This is a genomic window from Nocardioides sp. YJ-D4 (assembly GCF_054031495.1).
On the sequence record NZ_CM132932.1, the window covers coordinates 4126515 to 4146425 of the forward strand.

Annotated in this window: 18 protein-coding genes; 12 read left to right on the plus strand and 6 right to left on the minus strand. The window is 68.8% G+C overall.

All coding sequences use genetic code 11. The annotated features are described in order from the left end of the window. Positions 1 to 18: 18 nt before the first annotated feature. Both ACW14X_RS19855 and ACW14X_RS19860 read left to right on the plus strand, forming a co-directional pair. On the plus strand, positions 19 to 993 hold the full coding sequence (locus ACW14X_RS19855) for a ribose-phosphate diphosphokinase (RefSeq protein WP_457163046.1): 975 nt from the start codon (positions 19 to 21) through the stop codon (positions 991 to 993). A gap of 12 nt (positions 994 to 1005) precedes the next feature. Next, on the plus strand, positions 1006 to 1527 hold the full coding sequence (locus tag ACW14X_RS19860) for a putative immunity protein (protein WP_457163047.1): 522 nt from the start codon (positions 1006 to 1008) through the stop codon (positions 1525 to 1527). A 15-nt stretch (positions 1528 to 1542) separates the two neighbouring features. On the opposite strand, the gene ACW14X_RS19865 is transcribed toward ACW14X_RS19860, so the two are convergent. Beyond that, positions 1543 to 2013 carry an NUDIX hydrolase gene (locus ACW14X_RS19865; protein WP_457163048.1) on the minus strand — a complete coding sequence of 157 codons (471 nt, stop codon included), beginning with the start codon at positions 2011 to 2013 and terminating at the stop codon, positions 1543 to 1545. A gap of 390 nt (positions 2014 to 2403) precedes the next feature. Here ACW14X_RS19865 and ACW14X_RS19870 point away from each other — a divergent pair, with 390 nt between their 5' ends. After that, the gene (locus ACW14X_RS19870; protein WP_457163049.1) at positions 2404 to 3678 is read left to right on the plus strand and encodes a DUF222 domain-containing protein; all 1275 of its coding nucleotides are present in this window, start codon (positions 2404 to 2406) and stop codon (positions 3676 to 3678) included. A 583-nt stretch (positions 3679 to 4261) separates the two neighbouring features. On the opposite strand, the gene ACW14X_RS19875 is transcribed toward ACW14X_RS19870, so the two are convergent. Together ACW14X_RS19875 and pepN are read right to left on the minus strand one after the other, a co-directional pair. Then, a complete protein-coding gene (locus tag ACW14X_RS19875; protein ID WP_457163050.1) occupies positions 4262 to 5275 on the minus strand; it encodes an LCP family protein in 1014 nt (337 codons plus the stop codon). 48 nt (positions 5276 to 5323) lie between these two features. Further along, a complete protein-coding gene (gene pepN, locus ACW14X_RS19880; protein WP_457163051.1) occupies positions 5324 to 7756 on the minus strand; it encodes an aminopeptidase N in 2433 nt (810 codons plus the stop codon). A gap of 223 nt (positions 7757 to 7979) precedes the next feature. On the opposite strand from pepN, the gene ACW14X_RS19885 reads away from it, so the two are divergent. Continuing rightward, on the plus strand, positions 7980 to 8603 hold the full coding sequence (locus ACW14X_RS19885) for a 50S ribosomal protein L25/general stress protein Ctc (RefSeq protein WP_160027222.1): 624 nt from the start codon (positions 7980 to 7982) through the stop codon (positions 8601 to 8603). Further along, positions 8600 to 9220, plus strand: a complete 621-nt coding sequence (pth, locus tag ACW14X_RS19890) for an aminoacyl-tRNA hydrolase (RefSeq protein ID WP_350715362.1) — start codon at positions 8600 to 8602, stop codon at positions 9218 to 9220. The genes ACW14X_RS19885 and pth overlap by 4 nt, the downstream gene beginning before the upstream one ends. 14 nt (positions 9221 to 9234) lie before the next feature. Here pth and ACW14X_RS19895 read toward each other — a convergent pair whose 3' ends face one another. Continuing rightward, complete coding sequence (locus ACW14X_RS19895) at positions 9235 to 9897, minus strand: helix-turn-helix transcriptional regulator (RefSeq protein WP_457163052.1); 663 nt, start codon at positions 9895 to 9897, stop codon at positions 9235 to 9237. Positions 9898 to 10264: 367 nt separating this feature from the next. On the opposite strand from ACW14X_RS19895, the gene ACW14X_RS19900 reads away from it, so the two are divergent. The 5 genes from ACW14X_RS19900 (at position 10265) to ACW14X_RS19920 (ending at position 16411) form a co-directional block, all read left to right on the plus strand. Next, a complete protein-coding gene (locus ACW14X_RS19900; protein WP_350844514.1) occupies positions 10265 to 11257 on the plus strand; it encodes a sensor histidine kinase in 993 nt (330 codons plus the stop codon). Further along, positions 11238 to 11930 (plus strand): response regulator transcription factor, encoded by a 693-nt coding sequence (locus ACW14X_RS19905; protein WP_091052720.1) that lies wholly within the window; start codon positions 11238 to 11240, stop codon positions 11928 to 11930. Before ACW14X_RS19900 ends, ACW14X_RS19905 begins: the two co-directional genes overlap by 20 nt. Positions 11931 to 12071: 141 nt before the next feature. Next, positions 12072 to 13418 carry an exopolysaccharide biosynthesis polyprenyl glycosylphosphotransferase gene (locus tag ACW14X_RS19910; RefSeq protein ID WP_160027237.1) on the plus strand — a complete coding sequence of 449 codons (1347 nt, stop codon included), beginning with the start codon at positions 12072 to 12074 and terminating at the stop codon, positions 13416 to 13418. A 103-nt stretch (positions 13419 to 13521) separates the two neighbouring features. Next, positions 13522 to 15567, plus strand: a complete 2046-nt coding sequence (locus ACW14X_RS19915) for a protein kinase domain-containing protein (RefSeq protein ID WP_457166075.1) — start codon at positions 13522 to 13524, stop codon at positions 15565 to 15567. 58 nt (positions 15568 to 15625) lie between these two features. Continuing rightward, positions 15626 to 16411 carry a 3'(2'),5'-bisphosphate nucleotidase CysQ gene (locus tag ACW14X_RS19920; protein ID WP_457163053.1) on the plus strand — a complete coding sequence of 262 codons (786 nt, stop codon included), beginning with the start codon at positions 15626 to 15628 and terminating at the stop codon, positions 16409 to 16411. A 622-nt stretch (positions 16412 to 17033) separates the two neighbouring features. On the opposite strand, the gene ACW14X_RS19925 is transcribed toward ACW14X_RS19920, so the two are convergent. Continuing rightward, positions 17034 to 17519: an SRPBCC family protein gene (locus ACW14X_RS19925; protein WP_457163054.1), complete on the minus strand. Its 486-nt coding sequence runs from the start codon at positions 17517 to 17519 to the stop codon at positions 17034 to 17036. A 43-nt stretch (positions 17520 to 17562) separates the two neighbouring features. Between ACW14X_RS19925 and ACW14X_RS19930 the strand changes: the two genes are divergently transcribed. Continuing rightward, a complete protein-coding gene (locus tag ACW14X_RS19930; protein WP_457163055.1) occupies positions 17563 to 18303 on the plus strand; it encodes a dienelactone hydrolase family protein in 741 nt (246 codons plus the stop codon). After that, the gene (locus ACW14X_RS19935) at positions 18303 to 18800 is read left to right on the plus strand and encodes a gluconokinase (protein WP_350844503.1); all 498 of its coding nucleotides are present in this window, start codon (positions 18303 to 18305) and stop codon (positions 18798 to 18800) included. The genes ACW14X_RS19930 and ACW14X_RS19935 overlap by 1 nt, the downstream gene beginning before the upstream one ends. Before the next feature lie 178 nt (positions 18801 to 18978). Here ACW14X_RS19935 and ACW14X_RS19940 read toward each other — a convergent pair whose 3' ends face one another. Beyond that, positions 18979 to 19878: a crotonase/enoyl-CoA hydratase family protein gene (locus tag ACW14X_RS19940; protein ID WP_350715379.1), complete on the minus strand. Its 900-nt coding sequence runs from the start codon at positions 19876 to 19878 to the stop codon at positions 18979 to 18981. Between the last annotated feature and the right edge of the window lie 33 nt (positions 19879 to 19911).

The window sequence follows — 19911 nt, forward strand, 5'->3', positions numbered from 1 at the left end:
GGGGGTAGGAGCCAGCACATGACCAAGCGCACCACCGAGAAGCAGATGATGCTCTTCAGCGGCCGGGCTCACCCGGTCCTCGCCGAGGAGGTCGCCGACCTTCTGGGAACGAAGCTGACGCCGACCTCGGCCTACGACTTCGCCAACTCCGAGATCTACGTACGCTACGAGGAGTCGGTGCGCGGCTCGGACGCGTTCGTCATCCAGTCGCACACGGCGCCGATCAACCAGTGGCTCATGGAGCACCTGATCATGGTCGACGCGCTGAAGCGCGCCTCGGCCAAGCGGATCACCGTCGTGATGCCGTTCTGGGGATACTCCCGCCAGGACAAGAAGCACCGCGGCCGCGAGCCGATCTCGGCCCGTCTGGTCGCCGACATGTTCAAGACCGCGGGTGCCGACCGGATCATCTCCGTCGACCTCCACGCTGACCAGCTCCAGGGCTACTTCGACGGTCCCGTCGACCACCTGATGGCGCTGCCGCTGCTGACCGACTACATCAAGGACAAGTACGGGAACCAGCCGCTCGCCGTCGTCTCTCCCGATGCCGGCCGGATCAAGGTCGCCGAGCGCTGGGCGGCCCGGCTCGGTGGGGCGCCGCTGGCGTTCATCCACAAGACCCGCGACATCAACCGGCCCAACGAGACCGTCGCCAACCGCGTCGTGGGTGAGGTCAAGGACCGCATCTGCATCCTCGCCGACGACATGATCGACACCGGTGGCACGATCGTGAAGGCCGCGGACGCGCTCATGGCCGACGGTGCCGCCGGCGTGATCATCTGCGCCACCCACGCGATCCTCTCCGACCCCGCCGTCGACCGGCTGAAGAACTCCACCGCCACCGAGGTCGTCATCACCAACACCCTCCCGGTGCCGGAGGAGAAGCAGTTCGACAAGCTCACCACGCTCTCCATCGCCCCCATGCTCGCCCGCGCGATCCGCGAGGTCTTCGAGGACGGCTCGGTGACCTCGATGTTCGACGGCCACGCCTGACGCTGGTCTTTCGTGGCGGGCGACTTCGAGCTGACGACCGACGAGCTCCGGGTCGTCGCCCGCTACGTCGCGGAGGCCGCTGACGAGGTCCTGCCCGTGTTCGAGGCGGCCTGCCCCGACGATCCTCGACCGAGGCTGGCGCTGGATGCGGCCTGGGAGTTCGTCGGTGGTGCAAGGCGTACGAAGCTGCAGCGCGTCACCTCCCTGGACGCCCATCGGGCGGCCAAGGAGGCTCCTTCTGAGGTGGCTCGGCTGGCTGCCCGAAGCGCCGGCGACGCCGCATCGGCCGCCTACCTCCATCCGCTCGCCGATGCCGCTCAGGTCGGGCACATCCTGCGCGCGGCAGCCAGTGTCGCCCGGATCGCGGAGATCTCCGAGCCTGGGGCTGCCGTCGCGTCCCTGGACCGAGCCGTTGATCGTGCGAGCCCGGTGCTGCTCGACGTACTCGCGCGCTATCCGGTCGTGCCGGCCGGCAAGAACCGTGTCGCAGAGCTCATGAGTCTCCTCGACGGCCGACTGCGGGAGTCCGGCTGACGACGGGTCCCGCGCTCACGGTGCGACGAACCGGGCCTCGGCCTCGTCGGAGAGGGCGGCGTCGATCTGCGCCCGGAGCTCCGGAGGCATCTCCGGGAGATCGTCCACGCGGAACCAGCCGACATCCGCGGACTCGTCATCCGCGACGTACGCCTCGCCCGAGCGCCACGTGCAGCTGAACGTGAGGTCCATGTAGACCGCACGATCCCCGTTGGGGTAGACCATCGGGCTCGTCGCGCCTACTGATGCCAGCCGGTCGACCACGATGTCGACCCCGGTCTCCTCCTTCGCCTCGCGTACTGCTGCCGTTGCCGGCTGTTCGCCGGGGTCGACGATCCCGGTGATCGGTGTCCATCTCAGGTTGTCTGCGCGCTGGACCAGGAGGATCTCGTCGTCTCTGCGCACTACCGCTGTTACGCCGGGGAGCCAGAGCAGCTCTGTACCTATCTTCTGGCGGAGGGCGACGATGAAGTCTGGGATCGGCATGTTTCTCACGGTAGCTGGGGGTTCTTTCTTGGTTGGGGTGGGCCGCCGACCCGTTTTCGAGGGTCTTCTCGACGAACCCCGGAATCAAGGACGGCCTGCGGCCGCCGGCTTCGCCGGCCGCTTCGCGGTCCTTGACACCGGGGCCCGTCGAGAAAAACTTGGCTGGCTATCGGGGCGGCGGCCCGGGTGTGGCGCGGAGTGAATGTTGTTTGGGACCGGTGATGTTGATGGGCGTGAGGGTGGCCCTTCGGGCCACTTACCATCCACAGGATCGAGGTCGTTCGCTCACCGCGAAAAAGGTGTCTGATCAGGGAAAATAGTTGGCCAGACAGGAGTGGGGAGCGTAGAATCAGACCCATCACAGCACACCTCTGAAGGAGAGGAAAGGCGATGAGTCTCGGGCGTTCGATCGACCACTGGGGAGCTAACCCCGGCGATGCGATCGAGGCTGCCTTGGCCGCCATCGAGACCGCCCTCCAAGACCTCCTCGCGACCGATCCCGCCTATTGGCGCACCGGGCAGAAGAAGGACCTCCTCGAGCGGCTGGAGAAACTCCAGGCCCAACAGGCCGCATTGAAACTGAGGGTGCTCGCCACGGCAGGTGACATCGCCGAGGAGACCGGTGCCAAGGACGCCTCCGGGTGGATGCGGACCGACCTCCTGGTCGACAAGACCGTGGCTCGTTCGCAGATCCAGCTCGCGGCCAGTGTTGCGAAGTACGACCTAGTCGCCACCGGTCTCGCCGAGGGTGTGGTGTCCCAGGACAAGGCCCGGGTGATCACCCAAGCCCTCGACAAGATCGAGACCGACCCGGTCGCCAGTGCCGAGGACCTGGTCCTGGCCGAGAAGCTGCTCGTTGGCTACGCCGGCCGGTTGACCGCGAACGAGCTCCGCATCGTCGGACGACGGATCCTGGCCGAGATCGACCCGGCCCGGTTCGAGGACGCCGAAGCCAAAGCATTGTTGGCTGAAGAGGAGCGTGCTCAGCAGAAGACGGCGCTGCGGGTGTGGGACAACCACGACGGCACCGTCGGCTTCGACGGGGTGCTGCCGGTCTCGGTGGGGATGCGGTTCAAGCGGCTGGTCGAGGCCTGGGCCCAGCCCCGCAAACAACAGTTGGTCGCCAAGGGTGCCCCGCTGCCGCCGTGGGAACGACTGATGGGCCAAGGCTTCTCGCGGCTGCTGGAGACGATCGACCCGGCCGCGTTGCCGCGTCACGGTGGCGACGCCACCGTGGTCAACGTGGTGATCTCCCTCGAGGAGCTCCGCAAAGACCTCGGCATCGCGACCCTGGGCTATGACGAGACCAACGGGGCCACGATCTCCGCGGCCGAGGCGAGGCGGATGGCGTGCAACGCCACCATCATCCCGTGGGTGTTGGGTGGTGACAGTGAGGTCCTCGACGCTGGCCGGGGCAGTCGGTTCTTCCAGCCGATCCAGCGCAAGGCGCTCCGGTTGCAGCAGAAGTGCTGCCAGGCCGAGGGTTGTGACATGCCACCGGAATGGTGCGACGCCCACCACCTCGACCCCTGGGCCGCCGGCGGCAAGACCGACCTCAAAGACGGGGCCTTGTTGTGTCCCCATCATCATCGCCTCGCCCATGCACCCGGCTATACCCATCAGCGGCTGCCCGACGGCACCATCAGGTTCACCCGTCGCCCCTAACCGACTGGGCGAGGAACCACTTCACCGGGTCCTGCCCCTTCGGGCCTGACGACTCCAACCCTCGACCCGTCTTCAGCTCTCGCTGAAACGGCCCGTCCCGGTGCCCAGATGAGCGTTCCGGCGACCCTTGCTCGACTCCATGCCCGCCGCTCCCCACCGGCGGGAACATTTCCCCACTGCAGCGAACGTTCCCCACGCTCCGGAGCATGGGGAACCTCCACGCCCGTGGGGAGTTCTCCCGATCGGTGGGGAACTCGCGACCCTGCCGGCACCGAACCCGACCCAGCCAAGAACACGGGCCCGCTTGTGAACCATTCACAAGATCGCGCCCACTGCCATAGGCACCCACGAAGCACGATCCGCCGGCACACGACCAGCCACAGCCCCCAAGCCCGCACCCAACTGAATCCGCTGCGCCAGACCCCGCCGCCGACCCGATAGCCAGCCAAATTTCTCGACGGATCCCGGTGTCAAGGATCGCCGAAGGCGGCCGGCGAAGCCGGCGGCCGCAGGCCGTCCTTGACTCCGGGATTCGGCGAGAACACCATCCATAACGGGTCGGCGGCCCCCGCCCCGAAGAACCTCAGCTGACCGTCCCGCCAGTCACAGCATCGGGATTCTCGGCGAGCCAGCTCGCCATGTCGTCCTCACGCATAGCCGCCCACAAGCGGCGCCCCTCGCGCTTGTCGAGACGGACGACGCTCTGGGCACCCTCCTTGCCCAACCCAGCGACGGGGGCGGTGAAGAACGTGAGGTCCGAAGACGGCATCCGGGCAAGATCGAGTGCCAACCCGCGAAGGTCGCCGCCGGAGAAGCCGGAGTCGACGGTCAGGTGACGGGTGATGATGTCGAGGAGGTCGTAGGCCTTCTTGGGGTTCTTCGGGTCGACGCTCTGCCTCAGGCCGCGGAGGATGGAGCGCAGCACGTACTGCTGGCGCTTCACCCGGTCCAGGTCGCCGCCGGGGAGGCCGTAGCGCTGGCGTACGTAGAGGAGGGCCTCTTCACCGCTGAGCAGGTGGGTGCCCTTGGTCCAGGTGCGGTGGCGTGCGGAGTCGTGGACGGTCTCGGGGATGTAGACCTCGACGCCGCCGAGGAGGTCGCCGATCTCCTCGAAGCCGGCCCAGTCGACCCAGGCGACGTGGTCGATGCGTACGCCGGTGAGCTTCTCCACCGTCTGCACGCTGAGCCTCGGCCCACCTTGGGAGAAAGCAGCGTTGACCTTGGCCTTGCCGTGCCCGGGGATCCGCACCCAGGAGTCCCGGGGGATCGAGACGACCGAGGCCGAGCGTCGGTCCGCGCTGAGGTGGAGCAGCATCATCGTGTCGGCTCGCTGCTCGCCAGGGGTCCACGACGCGGTGGCTCCGCTGCCGGTGGTGGCCTTGCCGCCGGTACGCCCGTCGGTGCCGAGGAGCAGGATGTTCAGGGCGCCGGCAGCGTCGCCGGCCGCCTCGGGACGCTCCTCGAGCCCGGCGAAGACATCGACGGTCCGGACCTGACGGTCGAGCCGGTGGGCGAGGTACCAGCCGGTGCCGGTGACGGCGCCGACGAGCACGACGAACGCGATCCCGACGCCGAGCCAGATGCGCGTCTTCTTCATGGCCGTCCTCAGTGATGGGGGTCGAGGGCGGATAGAGGCTAGTGGTCGCTACTCGCGGTCGTCGAAGTGGTCCTCCCAGGACCGTCGCAGGATCGTCGGTACGTTGCCGGCCAGGGCCGCGCGCAGCGCATCGAGCTGACTGTCGTCGAGAGCGATCCGCGGGAAGGCACGCCCGACCTCGAGGGCGAAGGCCTGGCCACGGGTGGCCAGCGCCGGCGCCTCGGCGAGATAGGCGGTGACGTAGGGACGCAGCAGATGCGCCTGCTCGGCGATCCACATCCCCGATGCCAGCGCCCCGAAGCGACGGTTGTCGACACCGGGGGCGAGCATCGCCTCCCAGGCGGCGTCCTTCGCGCTGGTCGAGGGGCGGGCGGCGAGAGCCCGAAGCGCCCCGAGGTCTCCCTCAGCGGTGCCGTCCCGGTCGCGTTCGGTCGCGATGAAGCGCGCGTCGGCCTCACCGAGCGAGGCGAGACGTACGATCGCCGCCCAGCGTGTGGTCGGCAGCAGCGGGATGCTGACCCTGATCTTGTCGGCGTCCAGCCAGCCGCGCAGCAGCTCGGCGTCCGCGCTGGTCGCGGCCAGGGCCGCGGCCCAGGCCAGCGCCCGCTGCTCGTCGTCCGCGGACGCCGCCAGGCCCGCGGCGGACGCGGCGGCGACCCGCGCGACCGCTCCAGCCGCTCGCGATGCGGGCACCCGATGCGGGATCACCACCGACCGGGTCTCGGCGAGCACTCCCTCGATGATGTCGGCCCGGGTCTCTGCGGGCAGGTGGGTCTCGACCAGGTCGAGGTAGTCGTCGGCCGACAGGTCACGCGATCGCACCCGGAGGGCGGTGGCGGACCAGAGCACGGCACGTACGAGCGGGTCCTCGAGCCGGGAGAGCCCGCCGGAGAGCGCCTCCCACGACCCCGGGTCGAGACGGAGCGCGGCGAAGGTCTCGCCGCCGGCGTTGGGGACCACGACGAGCCCGGCGAACTCCGGCAGCGGCACCGGATCGGCACCCAGCTCGACCCGCGTACGTCCGACGAGTCGCAGCGAGGAGTCGTAGCCGGCGACGGTGAACGCGTGCGGCCGGCTCCCGTCGCGCTCCAGGACCGGGACGTCCCCGTCGCGCCGCACCGACACCGTGTCGAACCCGGGGCGCCGCAGCCAGGCGTCCACCCACCCGCGTACGTCCTTCGGCGAGCTCGCCGCGAGCGACTCGACGAAGTCGGCGAGGGTCGCGTTGGCGAACCGGAAGCGGGTCAGGTGGCGATTGACCCCGGCCATGAACTCCTCGTCACCGAGCCAGAAGGCGAGCTGCACCAGGCAGGCCCCGCCCTTGGCGTAGGAGATGCCGTCGAAGATCGTGGCGGCGGTGTCCACGTCGGGTACGTCCACCGCCAGCGGAGCGACCGGATGGGTCGAGCGGCGCGCGTCGGAGCGGTATCCCCACGGCTTGCTCCCGATCTCCACCTCGACCCGCAGGTCCGAGAAGCCGGCGCCCGCCTCGGCGACGCGGTAGCCCATGTAGTCCGCGAACGACTCCTGCAGCCAGGTGTCCTCCCACCAGGTCATCGTCATCGAGTCGCCGAACCACATGTGCGACATCTCGTGGGCGATGATCACCGCGCGGATGGCCCGCTGGGTGTCGGTGATCGCGCCACGCGGCAACAGCTCGTCGCGGTAGGTCACGCACCCCGGCATCTCCTGCGCACCCCAGTTGAGCCCGGGCACGAAGACCTGGTCGTAGGAGTCGAAGGGATAGGGCTCGTCGATGAGGTCGGCGTAGTGGGCGAAGCACGCCTCGGACGTACGCCGCAGCTCGTCCGCGTCCCGGTCGAGCTCGGCCGCCAGCGACCGCCGGGCATGCCAGCCGAAGTCGAGGCTCTCCCCGGAATCGAGCGCGTACGTCCATCGCACCGAGTGCCACGGTCCGGCGGCGACGACCAGCAGCGCCGGCGGGATCGGGGGAGTGGTGGCGAAGACCCAGCGGCCGCCGCCGTGCGAGACGACGGCGCCGTTGGCGAGGACGGTGTCGGCCAGATCTGCGGCGACCGTGACCGCGAACGACGCCTTGAGATCGTTCTGGTCGAAGCAGGCGAAGACCTTCGAGGCGTTGTCCATGCCCAGGTAGGCCGACACGTAGCGCGATCCGTCGACGGGGTCGGTGAACGTGTGCATCCCGTCGCCGTCGGTCGTATAGGGCAGCGTCGCGGTCACCTCCACCTCGTTGACCGCCCCCTCGGACAGCCCGGTCGAGAGGCCGGACAGGCCCACCCGCACGCCGTCGTAGGCGGCCTCGACCGCCTCCCCGTTGACGACCAACGACACCGCGAGGGCGCCCTTCAGGTCCAGGAACGTCTCGGCGACCGTGGAACGGAACCGGACCCGGGTGTGGCTCCGGAAGGTCTCGGGACCGGTGAGGTCGAGATCGAGCGAGTAGGAGACGGTGCTGAGCACGCCGGCCCGTGTGCGGGCCTCGTCGAGTGTGAGGGACACGACCTCCAACGTACGTCCTCGCAGGTCAGCACGCGCGCGCATTTCGCTGTGAGCGTGATCCGGGGATAGTCTGTGGCAGTTGCCTCGGCGAGGGAGCGCATCGCGCTCCGTGATCGACAAGGTGGACGTCTCTTCGCAGAGACGCCGTGCCTTCGTCGCACGGCCTTCGTTGGACCAGCCGGGCGCCATTGACGTCAGCACCACTCATCGAGGAGTTCAACGCATGTCCAGCGAGAAGATCGTCGCCGAGAAGCGCACCGAGTTCGGCAAGGGTGCCGCTCGCCGCATCCGCCGTGAGAACAAGATTCCGGCGGTCGTCTACGGCCACGGCGCCGACCCGATGCACCTGACCCTGCCGGGTCACGCCACCATGATGGCGCTGAAGAACCACGGTGCGAACGCTCTCCTCGAGCTCGACATCGACGGCAAGGTCCAGCTCGCCATGACCAAGCAGGTCCAGGTCGACGACGTCCGCCGCGTCATCGAGCACGTCGACTTCGTCGCCGTCCGCGTCGGCGAGAAGGTCACCGTCGACATCAACGTCCACGTCGTGGGCGACGCGATCTCGGGCACCATGGTCGTCACCGACGCCAACACCCTGACCGTCGAGGCCGAGGCGACCCACGTCCCGGAGAGCATCGAGGTCAGCATCGAGGGCCTCGAGGCCGGCACCCAGATCCTCGCCGGTTCCGTCCCGCTGCCCAAGGGCACCACCCTGGTCACCGACCCGGAGACCCTGGTCGTCAACATCACCGAGGCCAAGACGATCGAGGAGCCCGCCGCCGACGAGGCCGCCGAGGGCGAGACCGCTGAGTCCGCCGAGGCCGAGGACACCAACGGCGAGTGACCAGTGCTGTGACCGACGGCGTCTGGCTGGTCGTCGGCCTGGGCAACCCCGGGCCGACGTACGCCGGACACCGTCACAACATCGGCTATCTCGTCACCGACGAGCTGGCCAACCGGCTGGACGGCAAGTGGCGTGCCCACAAGTCCGGCCGTGCTGACGTCGTGGAAGGGCGGCTCCCGGGTGCCAGAAATGGACACAGCCCGGGGCTGCCCGGCCCACGCGTCGTGCTCGCCCGTTCCCGGACCTACATGAACGAGTCCGGCGGGCCGGTCAAGGCGCTCGCGACCTTCTACAAGGTCCAGCCCGACCACGTCATCGCCATCCATGACGAGCTCGACATCGCCTTCGACACGATGCGGGTCAAGCTGGGCGGTGGCGACAACGGCCACAACGGCCTCAAGTCGATGCGGTCCTCCCTGGGCACCGGCGACTTCTACCGGGTGCGCGTCGGCATCGGCCGCCCGCCCGGTCGCCAGGAGGTGCACGACTTCGTGCTCTCCAACTTCTCCACCACCGAGCGCAAGGTGCTGCCGTTCGTGGTCGACACCGCCGCCGACGCGATCGAGACGCTGATCAACGAGGGTCTGGAGAAGACCCAGCAGAAGTTCAACTCCTAGGGTCAGCTCCTAGGTCAGCTCCTGGGCGGGCGCAGATACCGGTCGTACGCAGCGACCGCGGCCAGCTGGGAACCGACCTCGAACTTCCGCAGGATCGACTTCACCTGGGTCCGCACCGTCGTCTGGGCGACGCCGAAGCGCGCCGCGATCTCGGCGACGGTGGCCCCGTCGTAGAGCAGCTCCAGCACCTCGTGCTCGCGCACGGTCAGCGAACGGACCAGGCGGTGCATGCGCTCGCGACCGTCCCGGAGCAGGTGCCACTGCGCGATGAGCCCCTCGGCCTCGCTCGGAGTGTGCCCGCACCGTCCCTCGGCCGCGTCGCGCAGCGTGTCCTCGATCGTGTCCGAGTCGGTGTCGGCGGAGAGCACCGCGACCGCACCGGCCTCGAGCAGGGCACCCCAGAGGCCGCCGCGCGGGGCGGGGGTCAGCACGACCCCGGGCAGTCGTACGCCGCGGATCAGGTCACACAGCTCGCTGAGATGGGTCCAGCCGTCGAGGTCGGTGACCACCAGCCAGGCCGAAGGATCTCCGACCAGCAGCTCGTCCGGATCCGCTGAGGTCGAGGCGGTCGCGGTCACGGTGATGCCTCGCTCGTCGAGCGCAACCGTCACGGCATCGAGGGTCATCGTCTCGTCGGCGGAGACAGCAACCCTGAGTCGTTCGGTCGAGCCTGCCATGTCTGCCGTGCCATTCGGTCGTCTCGGGCCCCGCTGGATCTCCCTGGGGGTATGGCTATTCTGGTGATCCGCAGGCGGGGATCGGGAACCTGTTCTACAGTGCCCCAAGTTTGGGGATGACCTGGGACAACGTGTCCCGCAATGTAGTTTGTGGACGACCTCGAAATTCTTTGACTCCTCAATTCTCGGTATTGGCCCGGAATGCGGTCCCGTGGCGATACGGTGCTGATTACGTTGCCTTGTAAAGGTTTCGGTCACAAACATTCAAATTGGGACGGCCCGACAAGCTCGGGCTGGGGGAGCAGGGCCTGGACACGGCCCTATTCGGGACTCATACCTCACTGGCCGACCCGACCTGGGGAGCAGTATGTCTACGTCCATTTTCAAGCGGATCAACTCGGGTTGGTTAACTACCGCGTACGCCACCACCACCGCTGTCTTCGTCGGCGTCCAGAGCCTTCTGATCGCCGTCCTTCAAGGCCCTTGGGTCTCCTTCCACACCCACGGAGCGCTCCTCTGGGTCCTGCTCACGGCCATCGTCATCATCACCTCGCTCGTCGCCGCCGCAGCGCTGCTGTTCGGTGGTGTGCGCATCTACCGGCGCGTGTGCGCGGCGGAGGCGAAGGCGGCCGACGAGATCTATCACGACCTGCTCAGCGCGCGTGAGACCCAGCGTCTCCACCGGGCCCGGATGCACGAGGTGACCTCTACCCTCGCCGGCGTCCGCTCGGCCAGCGAGCTGCTGTGCAACTCCGACACGCTCGATCCGGAGCGTCGCGTCGCGATGATGACCATGATGGGCAGCGAGCTCAGGCGTCTGGAACGTCTCGTCCGTGCCCAGCGTGGCGGCGCGGACACGATGCCGATCGACGTCGGTGTGATCGATGTCGACGCCGTGATCCACAACCTCGCCCTGGCGCACGAGGCCAGCGGCACCACGGTCGTCCACGAGCCTGGCAACGCGCTCGCCGTCGGCAGCTCGGACGCGGCCGCGCGGATCATCAACATTCTTCTCGACAACGCGGCCAAGCATGGCTCCGGCGCTGTCGACGTCACCGTCCGGCATGAGCCCGGCGAGTCCGGTCAGATGGTCGTGATCGAGGTCTCCGACGACGGCCCCGGGGTAGCCCCCGAGGTGCGCGAACGGATCTTCGAGTGGGGTGTCCGTGGGCCGGACTCGGCCGGCCAGGGCATCGGGCTCAACGAGGCCCACACCGTCGCCGAGCGGATGGGCGGCTCGCTCCGCCTCGCCGCCGCAGCCCGTACGACCTTCGTGGTCACCCTTCCCAGCGCCGTGATCCAGCGCCCCACCGCCGAAGCAGACAAGGAAGGCGCCTCCGATGACGTTGTCGCCGCGTAGTCAGTATCGAGTCGTGATCGTCGAGGACCATGTCCTCTTCGCCGAGTCGCTCGAGCTCGCCGTCTCGATGGAGGGATACGACGTACGCCGCATCCCGATGCCCAGCGAGCCCGTCTCCACCGCGACCATGGTCTCCGTCGTGCTCCGCAACAAGCCGAAGGTCGTGCTCCTCGACCTCGACCTGGGCCGCTACGGCGACGGCGTACGCCTCATCGAGCCGCTGGCCAAGGCCGGCGTCGACGTGGTCGTGGTGACCGGTGCGATCGAGGAGGCGCGCTGGGGCCAGGCGCTGCGCAACGGCGCCCGCACGGTGCTGTCCAAGTCCCGCCCGCTCGGCGAGATCCTCGGCACCGTCAGGCGGCTCTACCAGGGCGCCTGCGTGCTCGCGGTGAGCGACCGCGAGCGGCTGATCCGGGTCTGGTTCGAGCGCCAGCACGAGGTCTCGGAGCTGAGCCGCCGCATCGAGTTGCTCACCAAGCGCGAGTCGCAGGTTCTCGGCCATCTGATGCTCGGCCGCACCGTCCACGAGATCGCCGTGATCGGCGTCGTCTCCGAGGCGACCGTGCGCACCCAGGTGAAGTCCATCCTCGCCAAGCTGCAGGTCACGTCCCAGATCGCCGCCGTCGGGCTCGCCCATCGCCTCGGCTGGCGCTCCCCGCAGTCGCTGGAGTGAGACGACTGGTCTGGACCAGTGGGTTCCGGTTCCCTCATTTGGTCTAACCGGACCCCCCTCGGCCCCCAACGACCGCTTTCTTCCCGCATTGTTCTGGCATGAAGTAAGCGTTCGGGCGCCCAGCAGCTATGGGGGAGATTGATGACGATAGAGCTGGCGTCGGTGGAGACAGTAGTCCCGCTCGACATCAACCGCCGGAGGGTGTCCGCGAAGGCACCCTCCCTTCGGTTGCAGGCCTCGATGGTCGACGGGCTCGCGCTGATGGTCCTCGCGCCGCTGATCGTGGGACAGGAGATCGTCCACGCGCTGGTGTGGGGTCTGCTCTGGGGACTGGCCACCAGGATCACCGCGCCGAAGATCCTGCCCGGCGCCGAGCGCCTGCGGGCGACGGTCTCGGGAGTCTTCAAGGCGTTCATGGCGATGAGCATGGCGACCTGGCTGCTGGGTGCTGTGGTCGAGCTGCCGCAGGCGCAGCTGGTCGTGCAGACCATCCTCGGGCTGGTGACCGCGCTCGCGTTCCGGATCGTCGGCTACATCTTCAGCTCCCGGCCGCGCACCCCGCTGCGCGTCGTCGTGGTCGAGGCGGCCCATGACCACGGTGTCATCCCGGAGTGGACCCACCGGCTCAGCGGCGGCCTGATGGAGGCGGCGGCGGTCTGCCGAGCCGACGGGCTCTCCGGCGCGATCGCCTCGGTCGCACCCGACGCCGTGCTGGTCGTCCCCGGGCCCGACCTGGCGGGCCGCGAGATCCAGCGGCTGGCCTGGACGAGCGAGTCCTTCGGCCTGCCGCTGCTCGTCAGCACCCGGATGCAGGACGTGACCCCGCAGCGTACGTCCTCGATGCGGCTGGGCTCGATGACCCTTCTCTACGTCGACGAGGCCCTGCGGGCGCGACTGACCCGGGTGGCCAAGTACGTGTGGGAGTGGCTGGCCGCGGCGGCCGCCGTCGCCGTGCTCCTCCCGGTCTTCGCCGTGATGGCGGTCGTGATCAAGCTCGACTCCCCGGGTCCGGTCTTCTTCCGGCAGGTGCGCGTCGGCCGAGGCGGCAAGCAGTTCCGGATCTGGAAGTTCCGCACCATGGTCGTCGACGCCGAGTCGCTGCTGCGCACGCTCGACCACCGGCCCGGCCACGTCCTCTTCAAGCTCCGTGCGGACCCCCGGGTGACCCGGGTGGGACGGGTGCTGCGGAAGTACTCCATCGACGAGCTGCCGCAGCTGTTCAACATCGTGCTGGGCCAGATGTCCCTGGTCGGGCCCCGGCCGGGCCTGCCGAGCGAGGTGGCGATGTACGATCGGGACTCTCATCGCCGACTTGCGGTTGCACCCGGTCTGACCGGGCTGTGGCAGGTCTCGGGGCGTTCGGACCTCTCCTGGGAGGACACGGTCCGCCTGGACCTCGACTATGTGGACAACTGGACGCTGCTGCGGGACTTCGGAATCGTCGTTCGTACAGTCAAAGCTGTTGTGCGTGGCTCTGGCGCCTACTAGTGAGTGTCGCCTAAACTCCCAGGCCGTTGTGTGAGCAAGCCAACACGTACGAACAACTGGATCCTCGACGGGAACGTCCCCCATGCAAACCTCCCCCCACCCCATGATTGCCGGCCGTTATGAGCTGCACCGCCTGATCGGGCGAGGCGGTATGGGCGAGGTATGGCAGGCCATGGACCTCACCCTGCAGCGCTGGGTCGCGGTCAAGGTCGTGCGGACGTCGGCCGATCCGACGATGATCGAGCGGTTCCGGCGTGAGTCGCTCTCCACCGCGGCCGCCAGCCACCCCGGCACCGTGCAGGTCCACGACGCCGGGATCGAACGCACCGCCAACGGCCCGATGGCCTTCCTCGTGATGGAGCTCCTGGCCGGCCCCGACCTCGGCGAACGCCTGCGCTCGCACGGCCCGCTGATCGCCCGGGAGGCCGGTGAGGTCATCGTCCAGGCCGCGCGTACGCTCGCCGCGGTCCACGCCCAGGGGATCGTCCACCGCGACATCAAGCCGTCCAACCTCGTCTACGACAGCGACCGCAGGATCAGGATCGTCGACTTCGGGATCGCCCAGCTCGCCCGGCTGGGCGACCAGCGGCTGACCTCCACCCACGATGTGGTCGGAAGCCTCGGCTACCTCTCGCCCGAACGTGGCTCGGGTGGCGAGGTCGGTCCGCCGAGCGACATCTACTCCCTGGGCTGCGTCTTCTACGAGATGCTCACCGGCCGCACCCCCTACTCCGGCGGTGCGCCGGCGACGATGGTCTACCAGCACGCCACCGCGCCCATCCCACCGGTCAGCGGCGTGGTCCAGGTGCCGAAGATCATCGACGACCTGGTCGCGATGATGATGGCCAAGGACCCCGAGCAGCGGCCGAGCGCGCAGGACGTCGTCGCGGTGCTCACCGGCTCGGGCCCGCTGCCGGTCTTCGACGCCCAGGTGCCCAGGCAGCGTCCGGTGCACCCGTCGGGTCCGATCAGCACCTCCGGTGCCTACGAGGCTTTCGGCGGGAGCGGCTCGTTCCCCGCTGCCGGGTCGACCGGTGCCACCGGCTCATCGGGGGCGTTCGCGAAGATCGGGGCGAGCGGGTCGTTCCCGACCGGCGGATCCCGGGTGGCGAAGCGCTCCGGCGCCAACCGGACGTTGAGCATCCTGCTGGCCGTCGCCCTGGTCGGTGTCGCTGTCGGCGGCCTGGCCACCTTCGCCTCCTTCCGGAGCGCTTCGGAGACCGGCAGGGCGGCCGCGCTCAGCGAGGCGCTTCCGGAGACCATCGAGCTCGCCGTCGACGTGATCTTCGAACGGGACGCGCTGCAGCCCGTCGCGCAGGCACCGGTCAACGTACGCTCCACCTACCTGCACACCACGGACCTCGCGGTCGAGGAGTGGCGGACGGCGGCGGCCGAGATCGACGTCGACGGTGACGCCGAGCTGCGGAGACTCCACCACGACGTCACCGAGGTGCTCGACGACTTGGAGCTCTACCGGGTCGAGATGCAAGAAGGCGACCGGGCCAGCCAGGACGCAGCGCGCGAGGTCTACACCGCACTGGCCAGCAACCTGCTGATGCTCGCGGGGCAGGTGCCGGAGCTGGAGGACAACCAGGCCGGCGACCAGGTCCGCAACCTCAGCAAGCTGACGCAGGCGGCGGAGGCGTTCAGCATCGAGCGGGAGCTCATGGTCGTCGCACTCTCCGAGAACGAGATCGGCACGAAGTCGGTCAAGGAGCTCACCGACGCGGAGGCCGCCTGGGTGAAGGCGTCCTCGGCGTTCTACTCGGGCGCCTCGCCGGAGCTCCAGGCCGACCTCGACCGGGTCTCCGACGGCACCTTCGACAAGGGCTCGGGCGCGATGATGGTGCAGCGTACGGTCCGCGACGTCGCCGCCAAGGGCAGCATCGAGGGCGTCGCCACCGAGATGAGGGCGGCGTCGAAGGGCGAGCCGATCGTCCGCACCTGGTCCGACGGCGCTGTCGAATACATCCAGAGCCTTCTCCAAGTGATCCTGAAGTCGGCCGAGACGATGGCCAACGACGTCACCGACGAGCACGAGCGTGCCAAGACCGGGCTGATCCTGCGCGCGGTGCTGACCGGGGTGGCGCTGGTCGCCGCGATCGGACTCGGGCTGGGCCTTTATCGGACTCGGCGGTCGCCTCGCTAGAGTGCCGTGGGTGACTTTCGAAGCGGAGCCAGAGAAGATTCAGCAGAGCGTGCCTGGTGTGCCTACGACCGAGATCCTCGCCTCCGACCACCTGCTGGCCGCCTGGCTCGCCGAGACCGCCGGCCGCCGGCTGCTCGAGGTGCGTGCCACCTCCGGCCTGGAGGGCAAGGAGCTCAAGGACGCCGGTGACCTAGCGGCCCACGAGCTGCTGATGGAGCTCGTCGCCGAGTACCGCCCGGAGGACGCCGTCCTCTCCGAGGAGGGCAAGGACTCCAAGGAGCGACTCACCAAGGACCGGGTGTGGATCATCGATCCGCTCGACGGGACCCGCGAGTTCTCCGAGCCGCCGCGCGACGACTGGGCGGTGCACGTGGCGCTGTGGGCCTCCTCCAACGACGGAGAGCTGATCGCCGGTGCCGTCGCGCAGCCGGCGCTGGCCGACGCGTCCGTGCAGAGCACCTTCCACACCGGCGCCGCTCCGGTCGTACCGCCCTCGACCTCAGCCCGCCCCCGGATCGCCGTCTCCCGCAGCCGCCCCCCGGCGTTCGTGGAGGCGCTGGCCGAGGAGCTCGGCGCCGAGCTGGTGCCGATGGGATCGGCCGGGGTGAAGATGATGTCGGTCGTGCGCGACATCTCCGACGCGTACGTCCACGCGGGTGGGCAGTACGAGTGGGACTCCGCCGCGCCTGTGGCCGTTGCCGCCGCTGCCGGGCTGTTCACCTCCCGCATCGATGGCTCGCCGCTGCGCTACAACCAGGACGATGTGTATCTGCCTGATGTCATCGTTTGTCGGCCTGAGCTGTCGGAGCAGATCCTGTCGTTCATCAAGCGGCATGGGGTATGAGGGCTTTTTTGCCATTTCGCTGACCGCGAGGGTTTTCTCATTAGTTGATGTGGGCCGCCGACCCGTTCTTTGAGGGTGTTCTCGACCTGGCCCGGAGTCAAGGACGGCCTGCGGCCGCCGGCTGCGCCGGCCGCTTCGCGGTCCTTGACACCGGACCATGTCGAGAAAGATTTTGGCTGGCTATCGGGGCGGCGGCCCGGGTGTGGCCACGGCATAGGCACCCACGGCGGGTGACCGCTCCACACCGAGATCAGACATGGGTCCCCGGGTGGAAGAAAATTTTCTTCCACGCGTCGACCCCACCCCAGACCAGGCCCTCTCTGAGGCGAACGAAAATTCGTTCGCCTCAGCGGAAGGAAAATTCCTTCCGGCGGTCGGCCCACCCCAGTCCCCAAGCCCCTACCAAGCCCAAACCGCTGCGCCAAACCCCTGCCGCCGACCCGATAGCCAGCCAAAATTCTCGACGAATCCCGGTGTCAAGGATCGCCGAAGGCGACCGGCGTCAGCCGGCGGCCGCAGGCCGTCCTTGACTCCGGGATTCGACGAGAACACCCTCCAAGAACGGGTCGGCGGCAAACCCCAGCCACAAAACACGCCATCCCGCCGGCGTGCCAAAGAAACCTCATTCGCCGACCAGCAGCTCCTCGAGCGACTCCAAGCTCTGCCGCGCGTACCCCTTCCACATCCACCCGAAGACAGGCATCGCGTACGACGCGGCCTGAGACGCGGGCGTGACGTCCCAGGACCAGGTGACCCGGGTGCCGGTGCCGGCCGGGGCGAAGGACCAACTCCCGGCGACGTGACCGACCAGGAACTTGAGCGGACCTGAGAGCGGAGTGATCTCGTAGGAGAACGACGACGGGCTGTCGATGCTGGTCAGGGTCTCGCGCATCGTCGCGCCGTCGGCGAGGACGATCGTGCGGGTCTCGCCGGCGGCATCCCAGCCGCCGGCCTGGTCGCGGACCTCGGCGATCGGGCCGATCGCGGCGTACCGGCGACCGAAGATCTGTGGCAGCGGCGCCGGGAGGACGCGGGAGAGGGCGGTCTCGTACGCGACCGGGATCGCTCGGGTGGACTCGAGGTGCACTGGCTCTGGGTGCTGGGTCATGGGTACGAGCATGGCACCACAGTGCTACCGATAGCGTGAAGGCGTGGTCGAGCAGATCGAGATCGAGACACCTGACGGCACCGCCGAGGCCTATCTGGTCCGGCCCGAGAGCACGCCGAAGGGTGGCGTACTCGTCTACATGGATGCCATCGGCCTGCGGCCGCGGCTGGCCGAGATGGTCGAGCGGGTCGCCTCCTGGGGCTACGTCGTGCTCGCCCCCAACACGTTCTACCGCGACGGCAGCGTGGCCGAGCTGGCGCCGACCGGCGACCTCCGCGAGCCCGCCGCCAGGGACGCGTTCTTCGCCGGTGGCGCGATGAACCGGGTCCGTGGCCTCACCGTGGACCGGCTGGCGGTCGACATCCCGGCGTACGTCGAGACACTCCAGACGTACGTCAAAGGCCCGATCGCCACCCATGGCTACTGCATGGGCGCGCGGCTGGCGGTGCGGACCGCGGGGCGGTTCCCCGACGAGTTCGTCGCGGTCGGCGGCTTCCACGGCGGCGGGCTGGTCACCGCGGACGCGGACTCTCCGCACACCTACATCGCCGGGACGAGGGCTGAGTACTACTTCGGCCACGCGGACCACGACCGCTCCATGACGCCGGAGAACGTCGACGACCTCAGCAGGGCCCTCGACGACGCCGGGGTGATCTACACCAACCTCATCTACCCCGACGCCCCGCACGGCTACACGATGGCGGACACCGCCTCCTACCAGGAGGCTGGGACTCATCGTCACTTCACCGATCTCGAGGCGCTCTACGCCCGTACGATGGCCTGATGGCGAAACCGGTACTTGTCGTGATGGGAGTCTCGGGCTCGGGGAAGTCGACCATCGGGGCGGCGATCGCGGGGCGGCTGCGGGTGCCGTTCGAGGATGCCGACGACCTGCATCCGCCGGCGAACATCGAGAAGATGACCGCGGGGATCGCGCTCGACGACGATGACCGCTATCCCTGGCTCGAGGCGGTCGGGGAGTGGCTGGCCCGGCACGCCGAGCGCGGTGGCGTGATGGGCTGCTCGGCGCTGAAGCGGAAGTACCGCGACCAGCTCCGCCGGCACTGTCCGGAGGTGACCTTCCTCCACCTGGAGGGCACCCGTGAGGTGATCGCGAGGCGCCAGGCGAGCCGGCCGGGCCACTTCATGCCGGCCACACTCCTGGACAGCCAGTTCAAGACGCTCGAGCCGCTCGAGCCGGACGAGGCCGGGATGGCCCTCGACGTCGACCAGCCCGTCGACGCGATCGTCGAGCAGTATGCAGGTCGGATCGGCGCCTGACGCTGTGCCGAAAATGGGCCGACTGGGGCCGAGAGGCGGCCGACACGCGCCCATCTCGGGTTGGGCACTGCGTGCCGGCCGCGGCCACACCCGGGTGAGGGACCAGCGGGCGGGCCCACTTTCGACCGTAGCCCAGGATGCTGCCCCACAACAGGGGATCCTCAGCTATTCGTGCAGGTCAGCCCGTAAAAATATCTCCGTGGAACACGTCCGGGACCTCGGACGCCTTCGAGGTGAACTCGGGGTCGCGCTTCTCCAGGAACGCCGCGACTCCCTCCTTGCCGTCGCCGATCGAGGCGTAGAACATCGCCAGCGAGTCGGACAGGTGCGCCTCGAGCGGGTGGCGCGCGGAGGCGTTGCGGGTGATCAGCTGACGGACGAGCGCGGTGCCGACCGGCGACCGGTTCTGGGTGAACCTCCGGGCCAGGTCGATGGCGGCGGGCAGCAGCTCGTCGGGCAGGTGGATGCTGCGGATCAGACCGCCCTCGAGAGCCTGGTCGGGGTTGAGGATCTCCGCGGTGTAGAGCCACTCGAGGGCCCGGGGAACGCCCACGACGCGCGGTAGGAAGTAGGACGAGCAGGCCTCGGGGACGATGCCGAGCTTGCCGAAGACGAAGCCGATCTTCGCCTTCGAGGAGGCCAGCCGAGCGTCCATCGCGCACAGCATCGTGGCGCCGATCCCGACCGCCGGGCCGTTGACGGCGGCGATCACAGGCTTGGGGAGCGCGTGGATCGCGAGGGTGACCTTGCCGCCGGTGTCGCGTACGCCGTCGGCGTACTCGGGGTGGTTTGCCGGGTCGGCGAGGTGCTCGGCGAGCCTCTCGGGCGTCGGGTGCAGCGACTCGTCGAGGCCGAACACGTTTCCGGAGGCGGAGAGGTCCATCCCGGCGCAGAACGCCCGCCCGGCGCCCGTCACCACCACCGCACGCACCTCGTCGGCCATCGCGTCGGTGGTGAAGACCTCCTCGAGCTCGCGCGCCATCGTCACCGTGAACGAGTTGAGGGCGTCCGGGCGGTTGAGGGTCAGGAGCGCGATGCCGTCGGCGTCCACGTCGAAGGTCAGGGTCTCGTAAGCCATGGGTCACAGTCTGTATTGATTCCGTTCGGCTAC